Annotated in this window: 15 protein-coding genes; 11 read left to right on the top strand and 4 right to left on the bottom strand. The window is 38.9% G+C overall.

Features of this window, described 5'->3' with window-relative positions; genetic code table 11:
- Positions 1–39 precede the first annotated feature (39 nt).
- From AC504W_RS21610 to AC504W_RS21580, 7 genes are all read left to right on the top strand, one after another.
- Complete coding sequence (locus tag AC504W_RS21610) at positions 40–1,524, top strand: S8 family peptidase (RefSeq protein WP_494874273.1); 1,485 nt, start codon at positions 40–42, stop codon at positions 1,522–1,524.
- 224 nt (positions 1,525–1,748) lie between these two features.
- Positions 1,749–2,315 (top strand): antibiotic biosynthesis monooxygenase, encoded by a 567-nt coding sequence (locus AC504W_RS21605; RefSeq protein WP_494874272.1) that lies wholly within the window; start codon positions 1,749–1,751, stop codon positions 2,313–2,315.
- A 45-nt stretch (positions 2,316–2,360) separates the two neighbouring features.
- A complete protein-coding gene (locus tag AC504W_RS21600) occupies positions 2,361–2,846 on the top strand; it encodes an ester cyclase (protein ID WP_494874271.1) in 486 nt (161 codons plus the stop codon).
- 36 nt (positions 2,847–2,882) lie between these two features.
- Entirely contained in the window at positions 2,883–3,935 is a 1,053-nt protein-coding gene (dusB, locus tag AC504W_RS21595) for a tRNA dihydrouridine synthase DusB (RefSeq protein WP_494874270.1), read from the top strand.
- Between the two features lie 398 nt (positions 3,936–4,333).
- Positions 4,334–4,579 (top strand): photosystem I iron-sulfur center protein PsaC, encoded by a 246-nt coding sequence (gene psaC / locus AC504W_RS21590; protein WP_012411495.1) that lies wholly within the window; start codon positions 4,334–4,336, stop codon positions 4,577–4,579.
- 295 nt (positions 4,580–4,874) lie between these two features.
- Complete coding sequence (gene glmS, locus AC504W_RS21585) at positions 4,875–6,767, top strand: glutamine--fructose-6-phosphate transaminase (isomerizing) (RefSeq protein ID WP_494874269.1); 1,893 nt, start codon at positions 4,875–4,877, stop codon at positions 6,765–6,767.
- Between the two features lie 186 nt (positions 6,768–6,953).
- On the top strand, positions 6,954–8,816 hold the full coding sequence (locus AC504W_RS21580; RefSeq protein WP_494879406.1) for a DUF262 domain-containing protein: 1,863 nt from the start codon (positions 6,954–6,956) through the stop codon (positions 8,814–8,816).
- A 632-nt stretch (positions 8,817–9,448) separates the two neighbouring features.
- On the opposite strand, the gene AC504W_RS21575 is transcribed toward AC504W_RS21580, so the two are convergent.
- The 4 genes from AC504W_RS21575 to AC504W_RS21560 form a co-directional block, all read right to left on the bottom strand.
- Positions 9,449–9,874 (bottom strand): hypothetical protein, encoded by a 426-nt coding sequence (locus AC504W_RS21575; RefSeq protein WP_494879404.1) that lies wholly within the window; start codon positions 9,872–9,874, stop codon positions 9,449–9,451.
- The gene (locus tag AC504W_RS21570) at positions 9,855–10,490 is read right to left on the bottom strand and encodes a mannosyltransferase family protein (RefSeq protein ID WP_494879402.1); all 636 of its coding nucleotides are present in this window, start codon (positions 10,488–10,490) and stop codon (positions 9,855–9,857) included. Before AC504W_RS21570 ends, AC504W_RS21575 begins: the two co-directional genes overlap by 20 nt.
- 412 nt (positions 10,491–10,902) lie before the next feature.
- The gene (locus tag AC504W_RS21565; RefSeq protein ID WP_494874265.1) at positions 10,903–12,072 is read right to left on the bottom strand and encodes a patatin-like phospholipase family protein; all 1,170 of its coding nucleotides are present in this window, start codon (positions 12,070–12,072) and stop codon (positions 10,903–10,905) included.
- A gap of 129 nt (positions 12,073–12,201) precedes the next feature.
- The gene (locus tag AC504W_RS21560) at positions 12,202–13,509 is read right to left on the bottom strand and encodes a dihydrolipoamide acetyltransferase family protein (protein WP_494874264.1); all 1,308 of its coding nucleotides are present in this window, start codon (positions 13,507–13,509) and stop codon (positions 12,202–12,204) included.
- 273 nt (positions 13,510–13,782) lie between these two features.
- Here AC504W_RS21560 and AC504W_RS21555 point away from each other — a divergent pair, with 273 nt between their 5' ends.
- The 4 genes from AC504W_RS21555 to AC504W_RS21540 all read left to right on the top strand — a co-directional run bounded on the left by AC504W_RS21555 (position 13,783) and on the right by AC504W_RS21540 (position 17,232).
- Positions 13,783–13,911: a hypothetical protein gene (locus AC504W_RS21555; protein WP_494874263.1), complete on the top strand. Its 129-nt coding sequence runs from the start codon at positions 13,783–13,785 to the stop codon at positions 13,909–13,911.
- A 237-nt stretch (positions 13,912–14,148) separates the two neighbouring features.
- Complete coding sequence (locus AC504W_RS21550) at positions 14,149–14,991, top strand: DUF2382 domain-containing protein (protein ID WP_494874262.1); 843 nt, start codon at positions 14,149–14,151, stop codon at positions 14,989–14,991.
- Positions 14,992–15,322: 331 nt separating this feature from the next.
- The gene (locus AC504W_RS21545; protein WP_494874261.1) at positions 15,323–16,222 is read left to right on the top strand and encodes a DUF2382 domain-containing protein; all 900 of its coding nucleotides are present in this window, start codon (positions 15,323–15,325) and stop codon (positions 16,220–16,222) included.
- A gap of 125 nt (positions 16,223–16,347) precedes the next feature.
- The gene (locus AC504W_RS21540) at positions 16,348–17,232 is read left to right on the top strand and encodes a DUF2382 domain-containing protein (RefSeq protein WP_494874260.1); all 885 of its coding nucleotides are present in this window, start codon (positions 16,348–16,350) and stop codon (positions 17,230–17,232) included.
- Positions 17,233–17,298 lie beyond the last annotated feature (66 nt).

Genomic DNA, 17,298 nt, shown 5'->3' with positions numbered 1-17,298 from the left:
AAATAAGGAATTTTAAATTTATTTGCGGAGAAAATACTTATGCCCATTAATGATACTAGTAAAGCATTACTTTCTCATAACGGGCTAAACTCACATCTACTCTCCTCAGCAGATACTTTTCATACTGAAAATAAATCTAGTTCGTATCTTAGTAGCAGTAGTTATTACCAAACTAGCAATGCAAAAACAAGTACAGCAACTACTAAAAACTATAGTTCCACTACTGGATCTGGGTTAGTAAATGCGGCGGCGGCTGTGGCTAAAGCTGCGGGTAAAAGTACCTTTGCAGATGTTCCCAATTCAGGAGGTAATAACTGGGGCGCTGACCTTGTAAACGCTCCAGAAGCTTGGAATAATGGGTATACAGGGAAGGGTGTTGTTGTTGCGGTTATAGATACTGGGGTTGATTACAACCACGATGATTTAAAAAATAATATTTGGACTAATACTAAAGAAATTGCTGGTAATGGCATAGATGATGATGGCAATGGTTATGTTGATGATGTGCGTGGTTGGAATTTTGTCAATAATAACAACAACACCCTAGACCAAAATGGTCACGGTACTCATGTTTCTGGAACTATTGCGGGAGAAAAAAATAATTATGGTGTAACTGGTATTGCTTATAATGCCAAAATTATGCCAGTAAAAGTTTTAAATGACTCTGGTTCTGGTTCTTATAGTGCGATCGCTAATGGCATTTATTATGCAGCGAATAATGGTGCTAATGTGATTAACCTCAGCCTAGGTGGTAGTTTTTCTAACAAAACTCTGCAAAATGCAATTGAGTATGCCAATAGTAAAGGCGTAGTGGTGGTGATGGCGGCTGGTAATGATGGTGGTTCTCAACCAAATTATCCGGCTCGTTACGCCAAAAATACAGGAATTGCTGTGGGTGCAGTAGATAGAAACAATAACTTGGCTAATTTTTCTAATCGCTCTGGAACAAATCAACTTGCTTATGTTACAGCCCCAGGAGTTGATGTCTATTCCACAGTGCCGAATAATCAGTATGCTTCTTACAGTGGTACATCTATGGCAAGTCCTCACGTAGCTGGAGTAGTTGCGTTGATGTTGAGTGCTAACCGTAGCTTAACTCCTGCACAGGTTCGGCAAATCATTACAGATACCGCCGGAAATAATACCCAAGCTGCAATTGCTAGTTCTCAGAATGCTGCAATTAGCACTAGCTCAATAAAACAGCAAGCGATCGCATCATCTAATTATCAACTATCAAATTCCACTTTCAAGGTTGACAATAGCTCTTTGTCAGATATCCACGCTTCTGCTCAAGTTACTAACCACACGGCTGCAACTAGTTCTGCAACTCAGTTCCACTACTACAACAACGGTATCGGTATTAAGAGTTACAACAGTACCGATGAAGAAACTCCAAACGATAGCCCAACTGATAGTCCTACCAATGGTAATAATGGTGATCTGGGCAAATTTTTAGAGCGGCTAGATCAACTGCAAAAACAACTAGACGAATACCGCCGATTTTTAGGCTTATCTAATAGCTAATATGAGAAAATCTGGCTTGACTTAAAAAGTAAATGAGAAGAACTTTCTCATTTACTTTTTTGTTATTACCATAATATTAAAAAAACCTTGCGGAAAAGTTAAAAGTAATTTTTAGGACTTATTATTTTTGCCAAGCCTGAAACCAAGAAAATCAATATCTAAAAGCACTCTTATAAATTGGCAAAGGTGTTGAAAAAGGTTCTACCAATTATCTATATTTGTGCATGACTAGCGCTCAATTTAATGTTGAATACCATGTTACGGCTGTGATTACTCATTTAATCAAAGTAGGTCGAGAGGAAGAATATGAAGAATGGATGCGCGGTATTATTCCCGTAGCGAGGACTTTTCCAGGACACTTGGGAGTGAATGTTCTCAGACCCCAAAAAGGTGTGCATTCAGAATACATCATTGTCCTCCATTTTGATCACCACCAGAATCTACAAGCATGGTTAGAGTCAGATGTGCGCCAGGAGTTGATTGAACGGGCTAAACCCTTGATTCAAGCACCGGAAGATGTACAAATCCTCACAGGTTTAGAAACTTGGTTTGAATTGCCAAGACGCTCTCAAAAATCTCCACCAAAGCGCTACAAAATGGTGTTACTGACTTGGTTAGGAGTGTTTGTAACAATCTCAATTGTCAGCCGTGTACTCAGTCCTTTATTGACTCCTCTACCCATGTTGCTGGCACAAGTGATTACTATCGGTGTTGTTGTTTGGATATTAACTTATTTGTTAATGCCTCAGTTAACACGATTGTTCTACAAGTGGCTATATCCAACTACCTAAATCAAGGGCTTCGCAATTTATAATGTCATTTTTAATAAAAAGGTCATGCCATCTGAACAAAACAAATCTGTTGTACTGCAAATGTATAAGTTCTTTGACGAAGGTGACTTAGCAGCAGTAGAGGAATTTCTTGCACCAAATTTTGTGGCTCATATCCCAGGTGCTACCGAATCACTCAATCGGAAAGCATTCATACAGTCTGTGCTAGGAGTTTTTCGTTCTGCTTTCCCTGATGGAATTCATCAGTTTGAAGATGTGATTGCTGAAGGCGATAGAGTAGTCACGCGTGGAATTTTTAGTGGTACTCATCGTGGTGAATTACAAGGTATTCCTCCCACAAACAAACAAATAATCATCCCCTTCTTTCATATTGATCGGATCGTGGATGATCGACTCGTAGAACACTGGGGTCAAAGTGACTTGCTCGGTTTAATGCAGCAAGTGGGCATAATTTCTCTACCAAGTGCAGGCTTAATCTTCCGAAAATTATCTTGGGCGATCGCTACCATTATCAACAAGCGCCTGGGATAAAAAGATATGATTAAGTGTGCATTGTGAATTGTTGATATGCTTACTCTGTCTCCCAGCCTGCAAGCTAGACTCTCCCAACCTTTAAAAATCGGCTCTTTTGAAGTTAAAAGCCGGGTTCTGCAATCGCCTTTATCTGGGGTGACAGATTTGGTGTTTCGTCGTTTGGTGCGTCGCTATGCACCAGATTCGATGATGTATACCGAAATGGTCAACGCCACGGGACTGCACTATGTGAAGCAGTTACCCAAAATCATGGAAGTTGACCCCAACGAACGCCCAATTAGCATTCAGTTGTTTGACTGTCGCCCCGATTTTTTAGCCGAAGCCGCTATCAAAGCTGTGGCTGAAGGGGCTGATACTGTTGATATTAATATGGGATGTCCGGTAAATAAAATTACCAAAAATGGTGGTGGTTCTTCGCTGTTGCGTCAGCCGGAAGTTGCTGAAGCAATTGTGCGCGAAGTGGTGAAAGCTGTGGATGTACCAGTCACAGTGAAAACTCGGATTGGCTGGAATGACAAAGAAATTACTATTCTCGACTTTGCCAAGCGGATGGAAGATGCCGGGGCGAAAATGATTACAGTGCATGGACGTACCCGCGCTCAAGGTTACAATGGTAACGCCCGTTGGGAATGGATAGCCCGTGTGAAAGAGGTGCTGTCGATACCTGTAATTGGCAATGGCGATATATTTTCCGTAGAAGCAGCCGTGAGATGCTTAGAAGAAACTGGCGCTGATGGTGTGATGTGTTCGCGCGGAACTTTGGGTTATCCCTTTTTGGTAGGCGAAGTTGACCACTTTTTGAAAACAGGGGAACTTTTAGCGCCACCAACGCCCATTCAGCGCTTAGAATGCGCCAGAGATCATTTACAAGCTTTATGGGAATATAAAGGCGATCGCGGTGTCCGTCAAGCCCGTAAACACATGACTTGGTACGCTAAAGGATTCGTCGGTGCAGCCGAGTTGCGCGGACAGTTAAGTCTCATTGAAACAGTCCAGCAAGGTTTAGATTTAATTGACCGCGCCACTGACAAATTAGCATCCGGCTATGAACTGGTAGAAGAAGCCACTAATTTTCAAATGGCATAAGGGAGAGACTATGGATAATTTTTAATTACAAACATTAATTCGGAAATTTTTTTCAATCTTTAAAATTTCGTTACAAAATTGAGTTGTTTGCCAATTCATAGTCATCAGTGAATCACCATCATAGATAATTCCAATTACTCGGTTGATTGCAACTTTGGCTTCATGTATCTTTACATTGAAAATTGAGCGTAGCGGACAAATGAGGTAAACACGCTGCCGTCTTGTAGCTGATTTATAAGGAAACAGAGAAATTTCGCAAATTTTCACTTTAAAAAGTGCCTATTACATTGTTTGAAGTTATGTAGCCTTTTACTTACTGTGGATGAGCCACTGCGGTAAACTATGCCTTGATTATGATTCTTTCGCAGAGAAGAGAACTCGAAAGGAGCCTTTTTTCAATGTCTCATACCGTAAAAATCTACGATACCTGTATTGGCTGCACTCAATGCGTTCGCGCCTGCCCTACTGATGTGCTAGAGATGGTGCCTTGGGACGGCTGTAAAGCTGCTCAAATTGCCTCCTCACCCCGCACAGAGGACTGTGTAGGCTGCAAGCGTTGTGAAACTGCCTGCCCCACCGACTTTTTGAGCATCCGGGTTTACTTGGGCGCTGAAACAACTCGTAGCATGGGTCTAGCTTATTGAGGAATTGAGGAATTTACCATAAATTTCTCATCACTCATACATTAACTGTCTCCATAGCAAGCTTTTTTAGCATCGTAGGGTGGGTACTGCCCACCTTACTAGGTGACTTTTAAGCGTACAACTTCAAAAACCATAAAAATACCTTAGTGGCAGAAGGAGCATCTTGCTCCTTTTTTTTTGAGGAAATAGCCCAGAAATTCCCTATTTCCTACCCGAAAAACTTGTGACAAAACCCCAGCTTTGTGCTAAACACTATACTGGATCTAATAATCCTAAAACCAGAATGGTGTGAGCAATGTGTGGAATCGTTGGGTATATAGGCACTCAAGCAGCAACAGAAATTTTACTGTCTGGTCTGGAAAAACTAGAGTATAGAGGCTACGATTCCGCAGGAATAGCCACAATTTGGGAAGGTGAAGTTAATTGCATTAAGGCAAAAGGTAAATTACATAACCTGCGTTCTAAATTAGAACAACTAGAAAATCCGTCATCCATTGGTATTGGTCACACTCGCTGGGCAACTCATGGTAAACCAGAAGAACATAATGCCCATCCCCATCTGGATATGGCGGGGCGAGTAGCCGTGATTCAAAATGGCATTGTGGAAAACTACCGCGAATTACGAGAAGAATTAAAACAAAAAGGATATGAGTTTCGTTCGGAAACTGATACGGAAGTAATTCCCCATTTAATAGCCGAATTTCTCAAAAACTTGCCCTCCCCCTCTCTCCCTAACTCTCCCTCTCCCTTTTTAGAAGCCGTTCGTCAAGCGGTAAACCACTTGAATGGGGCATTTGCCCTGGCAATAATTTCGGCTGACTATCCCGACGAATTAATTGCTGTGCGCCAACAAGCACCTTTAGTGATTGGATTTGGTCAAGGAGAATTTTTCTGTGCTTCGGATACACCGGCGATCGTTGCTTACACCCGCGCCGTATTACCTTTAGATAATGGGGAAATTGCCCGCCTCACACCATTGGGCGTTGAGATTTACAACTTCGCTGGCGACAGGTTGAAAAAACAACCCCGAATGCTCAACTTGAGTCCCACAATGGTCGAAAAGCAGGGATTCAAACACTTCATGCTCAAAGAAATTTATGAGCAACCAGGAGTGGTGAGAGCTAATTTAGAAGCTTACTTTCATAATTCGGGCGACACTAACCCATCACCAGTTAATCTCGGCTTATCTGAATCAATCTACGCAGATTTAGAACAAATTCACATTGTTGCCTGTGGTACAAGTTGGCACGCCGCCTTAGTTGGCAAATACTTGCTAGAACAATTAGCAGAAATTCCCGCCCAAGTACATTACGCTTCTGAGTATCGCTATGCACCATCACCATTGACACCAAATACATTAATTATCGGTGTTACTCAATCTGGTGAAACTGCCGATACTTTGGCAGCTTTAGGAATGGAAAAAGAACGCCGCCAAGGTCAAGAAGCAAAATATCAAGCAAGACTTTTAGGTATTACCAACCGCCCAGAAAGCAGCCTTGGTCATAGTGTTCCTAATATTATTAGTACCTTGGCAGGAATAGAAATTGGTGTTGCAGCAACGAAAACATTCATCGCCCAATTGATGGCGTTTTATGCTTTAGCCTTAGATTTAGCTGCTCGTCGTCAAACAATTCCCAAAGAAACTATAGAGCAAATAATTGATGGTTTGCGGCAAATTCCTCAAGAAATTGAAGAAACCTTGGCCAGTCAGGAACGTTTAACCGAACATTTAGCCCACGAATTTGCTGATACTCAAGATTTCATCTTTTTGGGTAGAGGAATTAACTTCCCCATTGCTTTAGAAGGGGCTTTGAAATTAAAAGAAATTAGCTATATTCACGCCGAAGGTTATCCGGCTGGGGAAATGAAACACGGCCCCATTGCATTGTTAGATGCGAAAGTTCCGGTGGTGGCGATCGCAGTTCCTGGTAATGTGTATGAAAAGGTAATTTCTAACGCCCAAGAAGCCAAAGCCAGAGATTCGCGGTTAATTGGTGTAACACCCGTGAAAGATGGCGAAGCCGCAGAAATCTTTAACGATTTACTCCCCGTTTCATCAGTGGATGAATTACTATCACCAATTCTGACAGTTGTACCTCTGCAATTATTGGCTTATCACATTGCCGCCCGTCGCGGTTTAGACGTTGACCAGCCTCGGAATTTAGCAAAATCAGTGACTGTTGAGTAAAAAGTTACTAACTAATAAGTAACATTGAGTATATAAAACACATAATTTCTGAATGTAATGATATTATTACATCCAGAAATGTTTTTTTAGTCCATCATTTATAGTGCTGCTGCTTCCATCTCAGCAGCACTAATTAGTTAGATGTTAATAACAAAAATTTCAGATTTTTGGAATAATAGATAATTTATGAATCAACAAACAATCAAATCCTTAGATTTAACAATCGACAAATTATTTGATGATTTCTACAGCATACCACCTTATCAAAGAGAGTATGTATGGGAAGAAAAGCAAGTAGAACAGCTTTTATATGACGTATATAAAGAATTTCCTTCTCTTGAATTTCGCCATAAATCTGATGATTATTTTATTGGTAGTATTGTTGTCTGTCCAGGTTCCGATGGTACTAACAATTTGTATGAAGTGATTGATGGACAACAACGAATTACAACTGCTTACATCTTATCCTGTGTTGTTAAAAATTATCTGCTTAAACTAGAAAACCATTCTTCGGTTGATAACATAAGAACTCGTATTTATGGAACAGATACAGATTCTAATGGATTTGATGTAAGTCGTTTTAAAGTAACCCTTCAATATGAGGATAGTAGTAATATTTTAGAAAATTTTGCAAGTCCAAATGATGATTTTGATTTAAAGCAGATAGTTTGTAATACCAAGTCCGCTAATAACTTGCTTAATGCTTATATAATAATTCACAACTTTATTTATAATGAATTTGGTGAAAATGAAAATGAATTAAGGAGGTTTTACTTACATTTTACAAAGAAAGTCAAACTTGTACGTGTTGAAACAGCAGATGTTAATCACGCATTAAGAGTCTTTGAGACTCTTAATGATAGAGGTGTTGGTTTAAATCCTATGGATTTATTAAAGAATCTGATGTTTAAACAAGCTAACATAGAAAATTTTGAGAATATTAATATTCAATGGAAAGAATTAAATGATGTAATACAATCAGCAAATGAAAAGCCTTTTAGTTTCTTACGTTACTTTATTTTTTCTAATTTTGATGTTAAGCGTGATGACGTACAAGAAGAGAAAGTTTATGAATGGTTTTTAAATAACAATTCAGTGTGTAATTACACCGAAAAACCAATTGAATTTGTAGAAAAGCTACGTAAAGCTGCTCATGCTTATGCTTCCTTTATCAAAGGTAAAAATATTGATGCTACGAACAATCGTTATTTGGATAATATTAAACATTTAACTCCTAATTCTAGACAGCATATGAGTTTACTGTTAACAGGTATGGAGTTATCAAATGAATTATTTACGGAATTGTGCCATCAACTTGAAAATACACTTTTCACTCTCATTATTACTGGTAAAAAACTGAATGAACTCGAACGCACTTTTATTGAATGGTCAAGTGAAATCCGTAAGGTTAATGATGCTGATACTTTACAGGAGTTTGTAAAGAAGCATATTGAGCCTATTAAGCAGGATCTGATACCTAAATTTGAAGATATATTCCTTAGTCTACAAGAAAAAGATCTACCAAAATATCGATTAAAGTATATTTTGGCAAAAATTACTCAATATATTAATGAAAAAGCATTTGGTAGTGAAGAAATTTGGATCAATTTAAATACGTTCGTTCAGAATAAAGTAGAGATAGAACACATCTTACCTCAAACCCCGGAACAACCTATTATTGATGATTTTGATAAACCCGATGAAATAATAAAATATATATCTAAATTAGGTAATCTTACTCTTTTAGAAAAAACTATAAACGCTTCCATTGGTAGAGGAACTTTCTCAGAGAAAAAAGCCGCTTATCCACAGTCTATTTTCTTATTAACTAAGGCAATATCAGAAAAGCCCGGAGTCGGAAAGAATACAGCTATTAATCGAGCAGTTCAAGACCTCAAGGCATATGACACTTGGGATTCTCAAGCTATTGAAGATCGCCAGAAAATACTCACTAAGTTGGCAAAACAGGTTTGGGATATAGAAGAAGTAGCAGTAGTTTCAGAAGTTGTTGTAGAGCCAGCTATATTTGAATCTGGTTCTGAAATTTAACTTTTAACTTTTCCATCTTATCAACGAGACATTACCTTTCGATATATAAAAGCCATAAGTGATTCTCTGCGATCGCCCTGACTAAAAACTCCCAAAGCGATCGCCTAAATCCCAATTCTCAACACAGTAACAGCTTCTGTTTTCATTGCATCAACTTCCGCTTTTGCATTTCCGTGTTACGCGCAAACTGTAGCAACTTCCGCTTTCACATTTCTGTGTTACGCGCAAACTGTAGCAACTTCCGCTTTCGCATTTCCGTGTTACGCGCAAACTGTAGCAACTTCCGCTTTCGCATTTCCGTGTTACGCGCACATTGTAGCAACTTCCACCTTTATGTTATGAGAAACAGATTGCTGTTATGTTATATCCGGCTAAGTATTTTTCATTACATAGCTGGCTACTCGTTTGTTGTTAAGCGTTTTTTTAGAGTAGGTACGTAGCGATTCTGTTCTTTCTAATCTTGACGCTTTACGAACCCAAATTATGGAAAATGAAAAAGTTGTGGCAGACTATTCTGAAAAATTCTTGCGTGATATTGCTTATAAATATGGCAACAATAATTTGAGAGTAAGGAATAGTTCAACTGAATTATTACTCTACAAAACACTCTATCGCACTACCCATAATTGATATCACGCCACCCAATTCCAAATAGTAAAGTTCAAGGAATATGAAAAGAGTAATATGGCAAACCAAGTTAATATTAAGTATCCCCAGCGATTTTGAGCAGAAAATAACCAGCCTAATGCAAGTGAGAGCGACACAATGCCATAAGCATAACGGCTAACAGACATCAGCGCTCCAGAAAATATTATGAGTAACAATGAGCAAAAACCATAGACTACAGCAGTTTTACTCAGATGAGTTCGCAAGCACCACAACATGTAGCCGCCACCAAATACCATCACAACTTTAATTAAACTATCTTTGCCTACAGAAATAGCATCGTTAAATATATACCACCAACTTGGTTGCGCCCATGCCTTTTGTACATGAACAAATGCTAGAGGATCTTTGAAAGTAATGGCGCAATATAAGCTAAATGAAATCAGCCCCAATGGTACACAGAGTCTCTGCAATATATGCAGTTAATGGTCTCTTTTCTTGCCAAGCGACAAAAATAAAAGTAGGTAATAATGTAATTCCTGTGGCGCGAGTTGCACTAGCCAACGCACCGCAAACAGCAGCCCAAAAATATTGACGACGATCAAATGCTCGCAAACCCGCCGTAGTCAAAAACAGAAATAAACCTTCAGTATAAATAACTGTACCGTATAAAGAAAACGGACACCAAGCCATTACAGCTGTTGTCCATCTGGCAACATTAATACCATGACGTTCTTTTGCCCAAGAATATACCAGCAGTAGCGCCCCCAAAAAAAAGAGGTTGTTAACTACTGTCCCTGCAATTTCAAAGGGTAAGCCAAACATCATTAAACCACGGCTAATTAAGGGAAATAAAGGATAAAAAGCTATCGAATGTTGCTTTCCATCATTAGCGTACTTATAACCGTCAACAGCAATACTTTGATACCATTTACCATCCCAATGAGAAAACAGTTCCCAACTCGGTTGAGGAAAAAAACCAGGAGTATAATCTAGTGGATATGGAGGTTGCCAATATGGCTGTACTGCTGACGTGTAAATTAAAGGAGCAACAACTTGCATAGCCATGATAATTACAAGTCTGCTCACCAGCCACATTAAAATTACAAAAAAATAGCCATTAATTTTGAAATTAATCTTTTTAAGAGGTATTGGTTGATTAATAATCTTTTTCATATATATGAAAATCAAGATATTCAGATAGACAAATTATTTAATAAGTTGGGTATTTTGTGATTCAATAATAGTTTATGACTGCTCTAGGAAGCATATTTGATTTTTAAACTAGAGTGGTAGCGATCGCCTAACATTCTATACCAGTTCTCGTTTGTCTGAAGTACATTGTTCAACCTCAATCCTTCAACTCAAATGAGTTATTACTTATGACTGATAACAAAATACCATAAAAGAATAGAGACGCAATCAATTGCGTCTCTATCTAACTATGTGATATTAAGATAGACTTGTAAATTCTGAAAACTTATATCCCAACAAGAACTGATTTTTCTGGCTGTTCTTGCTCATACAGTCCTTGTTTTAGTTGCTGGCAAAGTTCATCTAATTCAGAATCTCGTTGCTCAATAATCTGTTTTGCTAATGTAATCAATCGTGCAATATTTTCTGGGCTTGCATCATCCATATTGTCATTAGCTTTCGTTAATTGTCTTTGAAAACGATAGTATTGTTTAGGATAACCATCAGCTTGTGGTAACAATTGCTCTAACTGACAAGCTACCGATTCACTACTACCATCCAAGGTAATATTTAGCATTGGCTGTACCCATTGAATCAGTCCCCATTCCACAGCTTGATCGTAATTATATCGACGATTAAGAGAACCTGTACCTAATGAGACGACCAGAATATCATTGATAGTCAGCGGTGTTTTATCAGGGTGTTGCGGATCAGGTCTAGCGGAAGAAATTAAAGCTTCCATAATTGCCAAGGAAGTAGGATTATTAGCAAATACACCACCATCCACCAAGGCATAGTAACCGCCATTTGTCGGGTCAGCTGTATCAATTTTGTAAGGTTTAAAATAAGTTGGTGCAGCAGATGTAGCCATTCCGGCTTGCTTCATGGTGTAACCGTCACAAATTTTGCGGAAGTTTTCGCCTAATTTTTGGTCTTTTACATTATTGACAAAGAAAATAGGCATTCGCAATTCAATGTCATAGCTAGTGATAAATAGGTCGGTTAATGCTTTTTTAAGAAAAGTATCTTGCAAATATTCTGTTAAAACTTCGTCTCGGCCTTTTGAAGAATATTTTGCTTTTAAAATATCATCAATTTTGATGCTTTTTGCTAGTGTAGATTCTGCAAAAATCCGCTTTCCCTCTTTGCGATAGATATCAATTAAATCTTCTGCTTTAAAATGGGGAATATTTTGATTACTAGGATGTGGCTTAGTTAAAGCAGCAGATAAAATTCCGCCTGTTGAGGTTCCGGCAATTAAATTAAATAGCTGACAAATCGGTTTACCCGTGCGTTTTTCGATTTCGGCTAGAATAATTGCTGGTATAACACCGCGAATACCGCCGCCGTCAATAGACAATATTTTGTAGCGATAAGCCATGTAATCTCCTAATCTTGATCTTGTTGGCTGTTGTTTGAGGAATAAACGAGCCAAATGTACTTTAGATAGATTCAATAATATAGTTGTTATTATTGTGCCAAGTTCAGTATTTTTACTTGAAAATAAACATAAAAACAGAGACCTGGATTCTTGCAAGAAAATTCCAGGTCTCAAATTTGACTTTTATTATTTGAGTAATTTAAGTTAGAGAGTTAAAGATTGAGCGTTAGTTTCAATCAACTTGCTCAAGTCTTGCAGGAAGGCTGCGGCGTGAGCGCCATAAATAATTCGGTGGTCACAGGTGATATTTACCTGCATTTGTTGGTGTACCCCAAATAAACCATCAGAAGTAGCTACTAGTTGGGGACGAGCTGCACCGATCGCCAGAATTGAACCTTGACCAGGTGGTAAAATTGCATCAAAAGTATCAACACCAAACATCCCTAAGTTAGACAGTGTAAAAGTACCGCTGTTGTATTCGTCAGGTTGTAGTTGCTTGGCGCGAGCGCGGTCTACTAAAGATTTCCAATTGCGTGAGAGGGAATAAATATCTACCATATCTGCATTTCGCAATACTGGTGTAATTAATCCGCCGTCATCCATTGCCACAGCTACAGATATGTTGATATCAGAATGATAGACAATTCCTTGATCTGAGTAGCTGGCGTTAAGTAATGGATGTTTTTGCAATGTCACTGCAACAGCTTTTGCCAGCAGCGCAGTCATTGTCACGCCTTTAGATTTAATTTGTTTGTAAAGTTTATCTAAACCATCGGTAGTAATTGTGTAGCCTACACGGAAAACAGGTACAGCTAAACTAGCAACCATCCCCCGAACTACAGCATTTTGCAGAGTAGTCAAAGGTACGATTTGACCAGGAACTGCACTGCTGGCGGCGGGAACCGGTGCGGGTGCTGCGGCTGCTACCGCAGGTGTAGGTGGTTGAACTACTGGCGCAACAGTTGGTGCGGGGGTGGTGGGAGCCGCTGGTTTACCTTTATTAACTATAGCTTCCACATCTTCAGCTACAATCCGACCGTAGGGGCCACTACCTTTGAGGCTGGTTAAATCAACTTTTAATTCTTTTGCTAACTTGCGGGCGCGGGGCGAAGCGACAAGTCTACCTTCTTTGTGGTTTGAGCCGTTACCGTTGTGAGTGGTGGCGGTGGATGCGCCGACACCTGCTGTTGCTGGGACTTTTTCGGGAGCAGGTGCTGTCACCGCAGTGCTACCAGAATTAGCCAGAGATTTTGCTGCTTCAATTTCTGCTTCGGTTTCCGCAACGTAAGCGATCGCACTACCAACAGCAGCACTCTCACCAGCTTGGACAATGATGTGTGCCAGATATCCTTCATAGAAGGTTTCTACATCCATGTCTGCCTTATCTGACTCGACAACCACCACTGTCTCGCCTTTTTCCACTTTATCCCCTGGCGATTTTACCCAGGAGACTATTTTACCTTCGGTCATGGTGGAACTAAGCGCCGGCATGAATACTTCGTGAATGCTCATATATGGTGGTTTCAGAATCGATAAATAATTTATGGACTTTAACAGCTTTTGCCAGATCGAATTGTATCTTGACTAGAGAGTTTTAGACTTTCTATTTTATGTCACTGAGCAGGAAACAATATCTGGGTGACGCTGAAAATTATTAATGAACGCCGTGTGCAACTTTTTCTCACCACAGCACGCCTCCTTAATGTTATCGATTTTCACCACCCCAGTGGTCACGAATGCCTTGAGTAAAATCGGATGCTCCCAAGGAGAGAGAACTGATGTCGTATGCAGTTTCCGCGTCAGGTCTACCAGCGTGAGTACCAAAACGCTCGACTCCAACCAGAGATTTTCAGCCCAGCCATTGAGCAGAATTGTTTTGCCGCTGCTCAAACTATGCTCAACACTAGTGATTAGCTACAAGTGTTTGCTTAAACTATCTTCCTGCTTATGGAATATTTTTTGTGCTATTTTATCTAACTTAAGTATTAAGCTAACTGGTTATTTATCCAGCATAATCTATTGATATTTTCATCATAAAGTATAAGTTAGAAAAAATAAATCTATTCCTGAATTCAGCCATCAGCCAGAGGATTTAAAACACAATAATGTTTAGTCTAGAGTTAAAATACATTTCTCAAGAATTTCTAAACTATGCCTCTTTATAAACTCGAAGAATTTGACCCCCAATACCGCGAAACATTTGCTGGTGATGATGTTAAAGATTTAGATCTCTATACTGAAGGAGGAATTAAAGTTGGTTCAGTTAGTGATGCTTTAGTTGACCAAAATGGGCGGTTTCGCTATTTAGTCATTGATACAGGCTTTGACACATTTGGTAAAAGAATTTTACTACCGATTGGTCTTTCACGTATTAACTATCCAGAAAAGCGGGTATATGTTGATGGACTTAGTAAACAGCAAGTAGAAATGTTACCTGAATATCACGAAAACTATACAGTTGATGAAGACTACGAAGAAAGAGTACGCAGTGTATTTCGTCCAGTCAACAGCAATTTAACTTACGATCGCAATACATACAATTATCAAACAGAACCGAATTTATACGATTTGAATGAGCAAAATCATCAAACTCTCCGACTTTACGAAGAACGGCTAATAGCAAATAAGCATCGCGTTAAAACTGGGGAAGTAACAGTTGGTAAACATATTGAAACAGAAACTGCACGAGTTACAGTCCCCATTCAAAAAGAGCGTGTAGTTATCGAGCGAGTTTCCCCAGCCGAAACAGAAACATTTGTCGAGCCTAACGAACTCCAGTTTCAAGAGGGTGAAGTAGCACGCATAGAAGTATACGAAGAAACACCAGAAATTCGCAAAGAAGCGTTTGTCCGGGAAGAAGTACGAGTTAAAAAATTAGTAGAGCGAGATACAGTCGAAGCAGAAGAAACAATTCGACGGGAAGAGTTAGATATTAATACTACAGGTGAATTACATGTAGATGATGCTGCTAGAAATAGCCAGGGGACTCTTTAATTGAGCCAAAACACATCTAAATCAAAGTAGTTATCTCATTAGTCATTTGTAGTTCTAAAAATCAGCAACAAATGGCTAATGACTGACAATCTATTTTGTAGCTGATTTTTGGTGAAATTGATCTCACATAGACTTTAATTATAAATTCAATATTGTGGCATGATATTTTTAATCATGTCATTCTTTAAATGCAATTTGCCCAGTCATAAAAATCTATCACTTTTGATAATCTTGACTTAAGGCAATTCATTCGAGAGAAAGATGTATTTCACAGAATAAATTTTTAACATTAATAGTTGAAAGTCTTATAAGAGTTCAGAGGTAAAATATAATGGCTCTTTACAAATTAAATGAATTTGATCCTAACTATCGTGACTCTTTTCAAGGTAACGATATTAAAGGGTTAGGCGTATATACAGAAGGAACTGATGAAAAAATCGGTACAGTCAATGACGTTTTAGTAGATGACGAAGGACATTTTCGTTATTTAGTTGTTGACTTAGGTTTCTGGATTTTTGGTAAAAAAGTATTATTGCCAGTAGGTCGAAGCCGCATTGATTATGGTCGCGATCGCGTCTATGCTGTTGGCATGACCAGAGACCAAGCAGAAGACTTACCAGAATTTGATGAACGCCAAGTTGATTACGATTATGAAGAACGGGTACGCGGCGTTTATCGCAATCCAAAATATAGCACCACGGCTGTAGACACAGCCACACCTGTAGACACAACTTCAACATTAGATACAGGTTATACAGCAACGACACCTGTCACCACACCAAATTACACCCGCGACACCTATAATTACGACAAAGAGCCTAATTTATTTGGGTTAAATGATCGAGATCATCAAACCTTGAGGCTATATGAAGAGCGCCTAGTTGCAAATAAGAAACGTCAAAAGACTGGCGAAGTAGCTGTTGGTAAGCGCATAGAAACCGAAACTGCAAGAGTAGCAGTTCCCGTTGAAAGTGAACATGTTGTCATCGAACGCATTACCCCAGATGATGCAGGTAGGGCTATTTCTCCTGGTGAAGCTGACTTCCGGGAAGGAGAAGTTGCGCGTGTAGAAATTTATGAAGAAACTGCTGACATTCGCAAGGAAGCATTTGTCCGCGAAGAAGTTAGAGTCAGAAAAGTGGTAGAACAAGATACCGTTGAAGCTCAAGAAACAATCCGCCGGGAAGAGTTAGATGTGAATGCTCCTGGACTCCCCATTGAAGAACGCTAATTCACAATAATGATTAGTTAATTAATTATTGACTAATCATTAATTAGACATAGTACAGGTAAGGTGAGTTAATCAGCTTTACCTGTACTTAGAACTATCAAATTAGGGTGATAAATAGCCAACCCATGATCAATAATATTGAACAAATTAATCAAAAACCTAGTATTCATAACTTATTAGCAAGTTTAAAAATTAAGGTCGCAAGTTTTGACGTTATAGATAATCAAGGTCAACTGGTTGGCAAAGTCAAAGATTTAATCTTAGATAATCAGCGGCGACTAAATTTAGTTATATCCCAACAGGTAAATATTCTCCCAGAAAGCGAACAACCAGTAATCAAAGAAAAGTTGGCTCTAGTGTGGAGCCAAAAAATTCAAAGAATAGACACTATTACTAAATCTATTTTTTTAAACATAGATGCAGCAGCAATTGAATATATGCCTGAAGATTTAAAACATCAAATAATTGGATATCAGGTATTATCTGATAATACTACCGAGCAAGTAGACCAGGCTGAAATAGAGAATAGTAGTATGGACACAGATAATTTAGAGGAATTTTCGGAAGAAACAATTGTTCGTTTACTAGAAGAACAGTTAATAGTTGATAGCAGTATACATAAAATTGGCGAAGTAATTGTTCGTAAAAAAATTGAAACCCGGATGGTACAAGTTCCTGTCCGACGTGAAAAGTTAATAGTGGAACAAGTTAGTCCACAACACAAGCAACTTGCAGAGATTGATTTAGGTTTAGAAGAAATTTCTGAGATTGCTTTTACTGACGCTGGAAGTACAGCAGGTAGTAACTTCGCCAGCGATTTAACAGTGAGTGGAGAATTTAGCTCACCTAAAATAGCCAGCTTACTATTAAATGCGATCGCTCTCGAAAAAAATCATGGCTGTCAGCGAGTGCGAGTCTCTATTTTATGTGAAGATGAATCACTCAAACAAAAATATCAAGAATGGTTTGACCGCTGTTCTCAAGGTCAACAAGATAAATTTGTGTCATAAGTTTCTAGCAGATGATTAATAGTAGGGTGAAAATTTTCACCCTACTTTTTTATGTCTTTTATTACC

It is taken from the genome of Nostoc sp. C96 (genome assembly GCF_059384975.1).
Note: the sequence above shows the minus strand (reverse complement) of the source record. Positions and strands in the feature narration are given on the sequence as shown.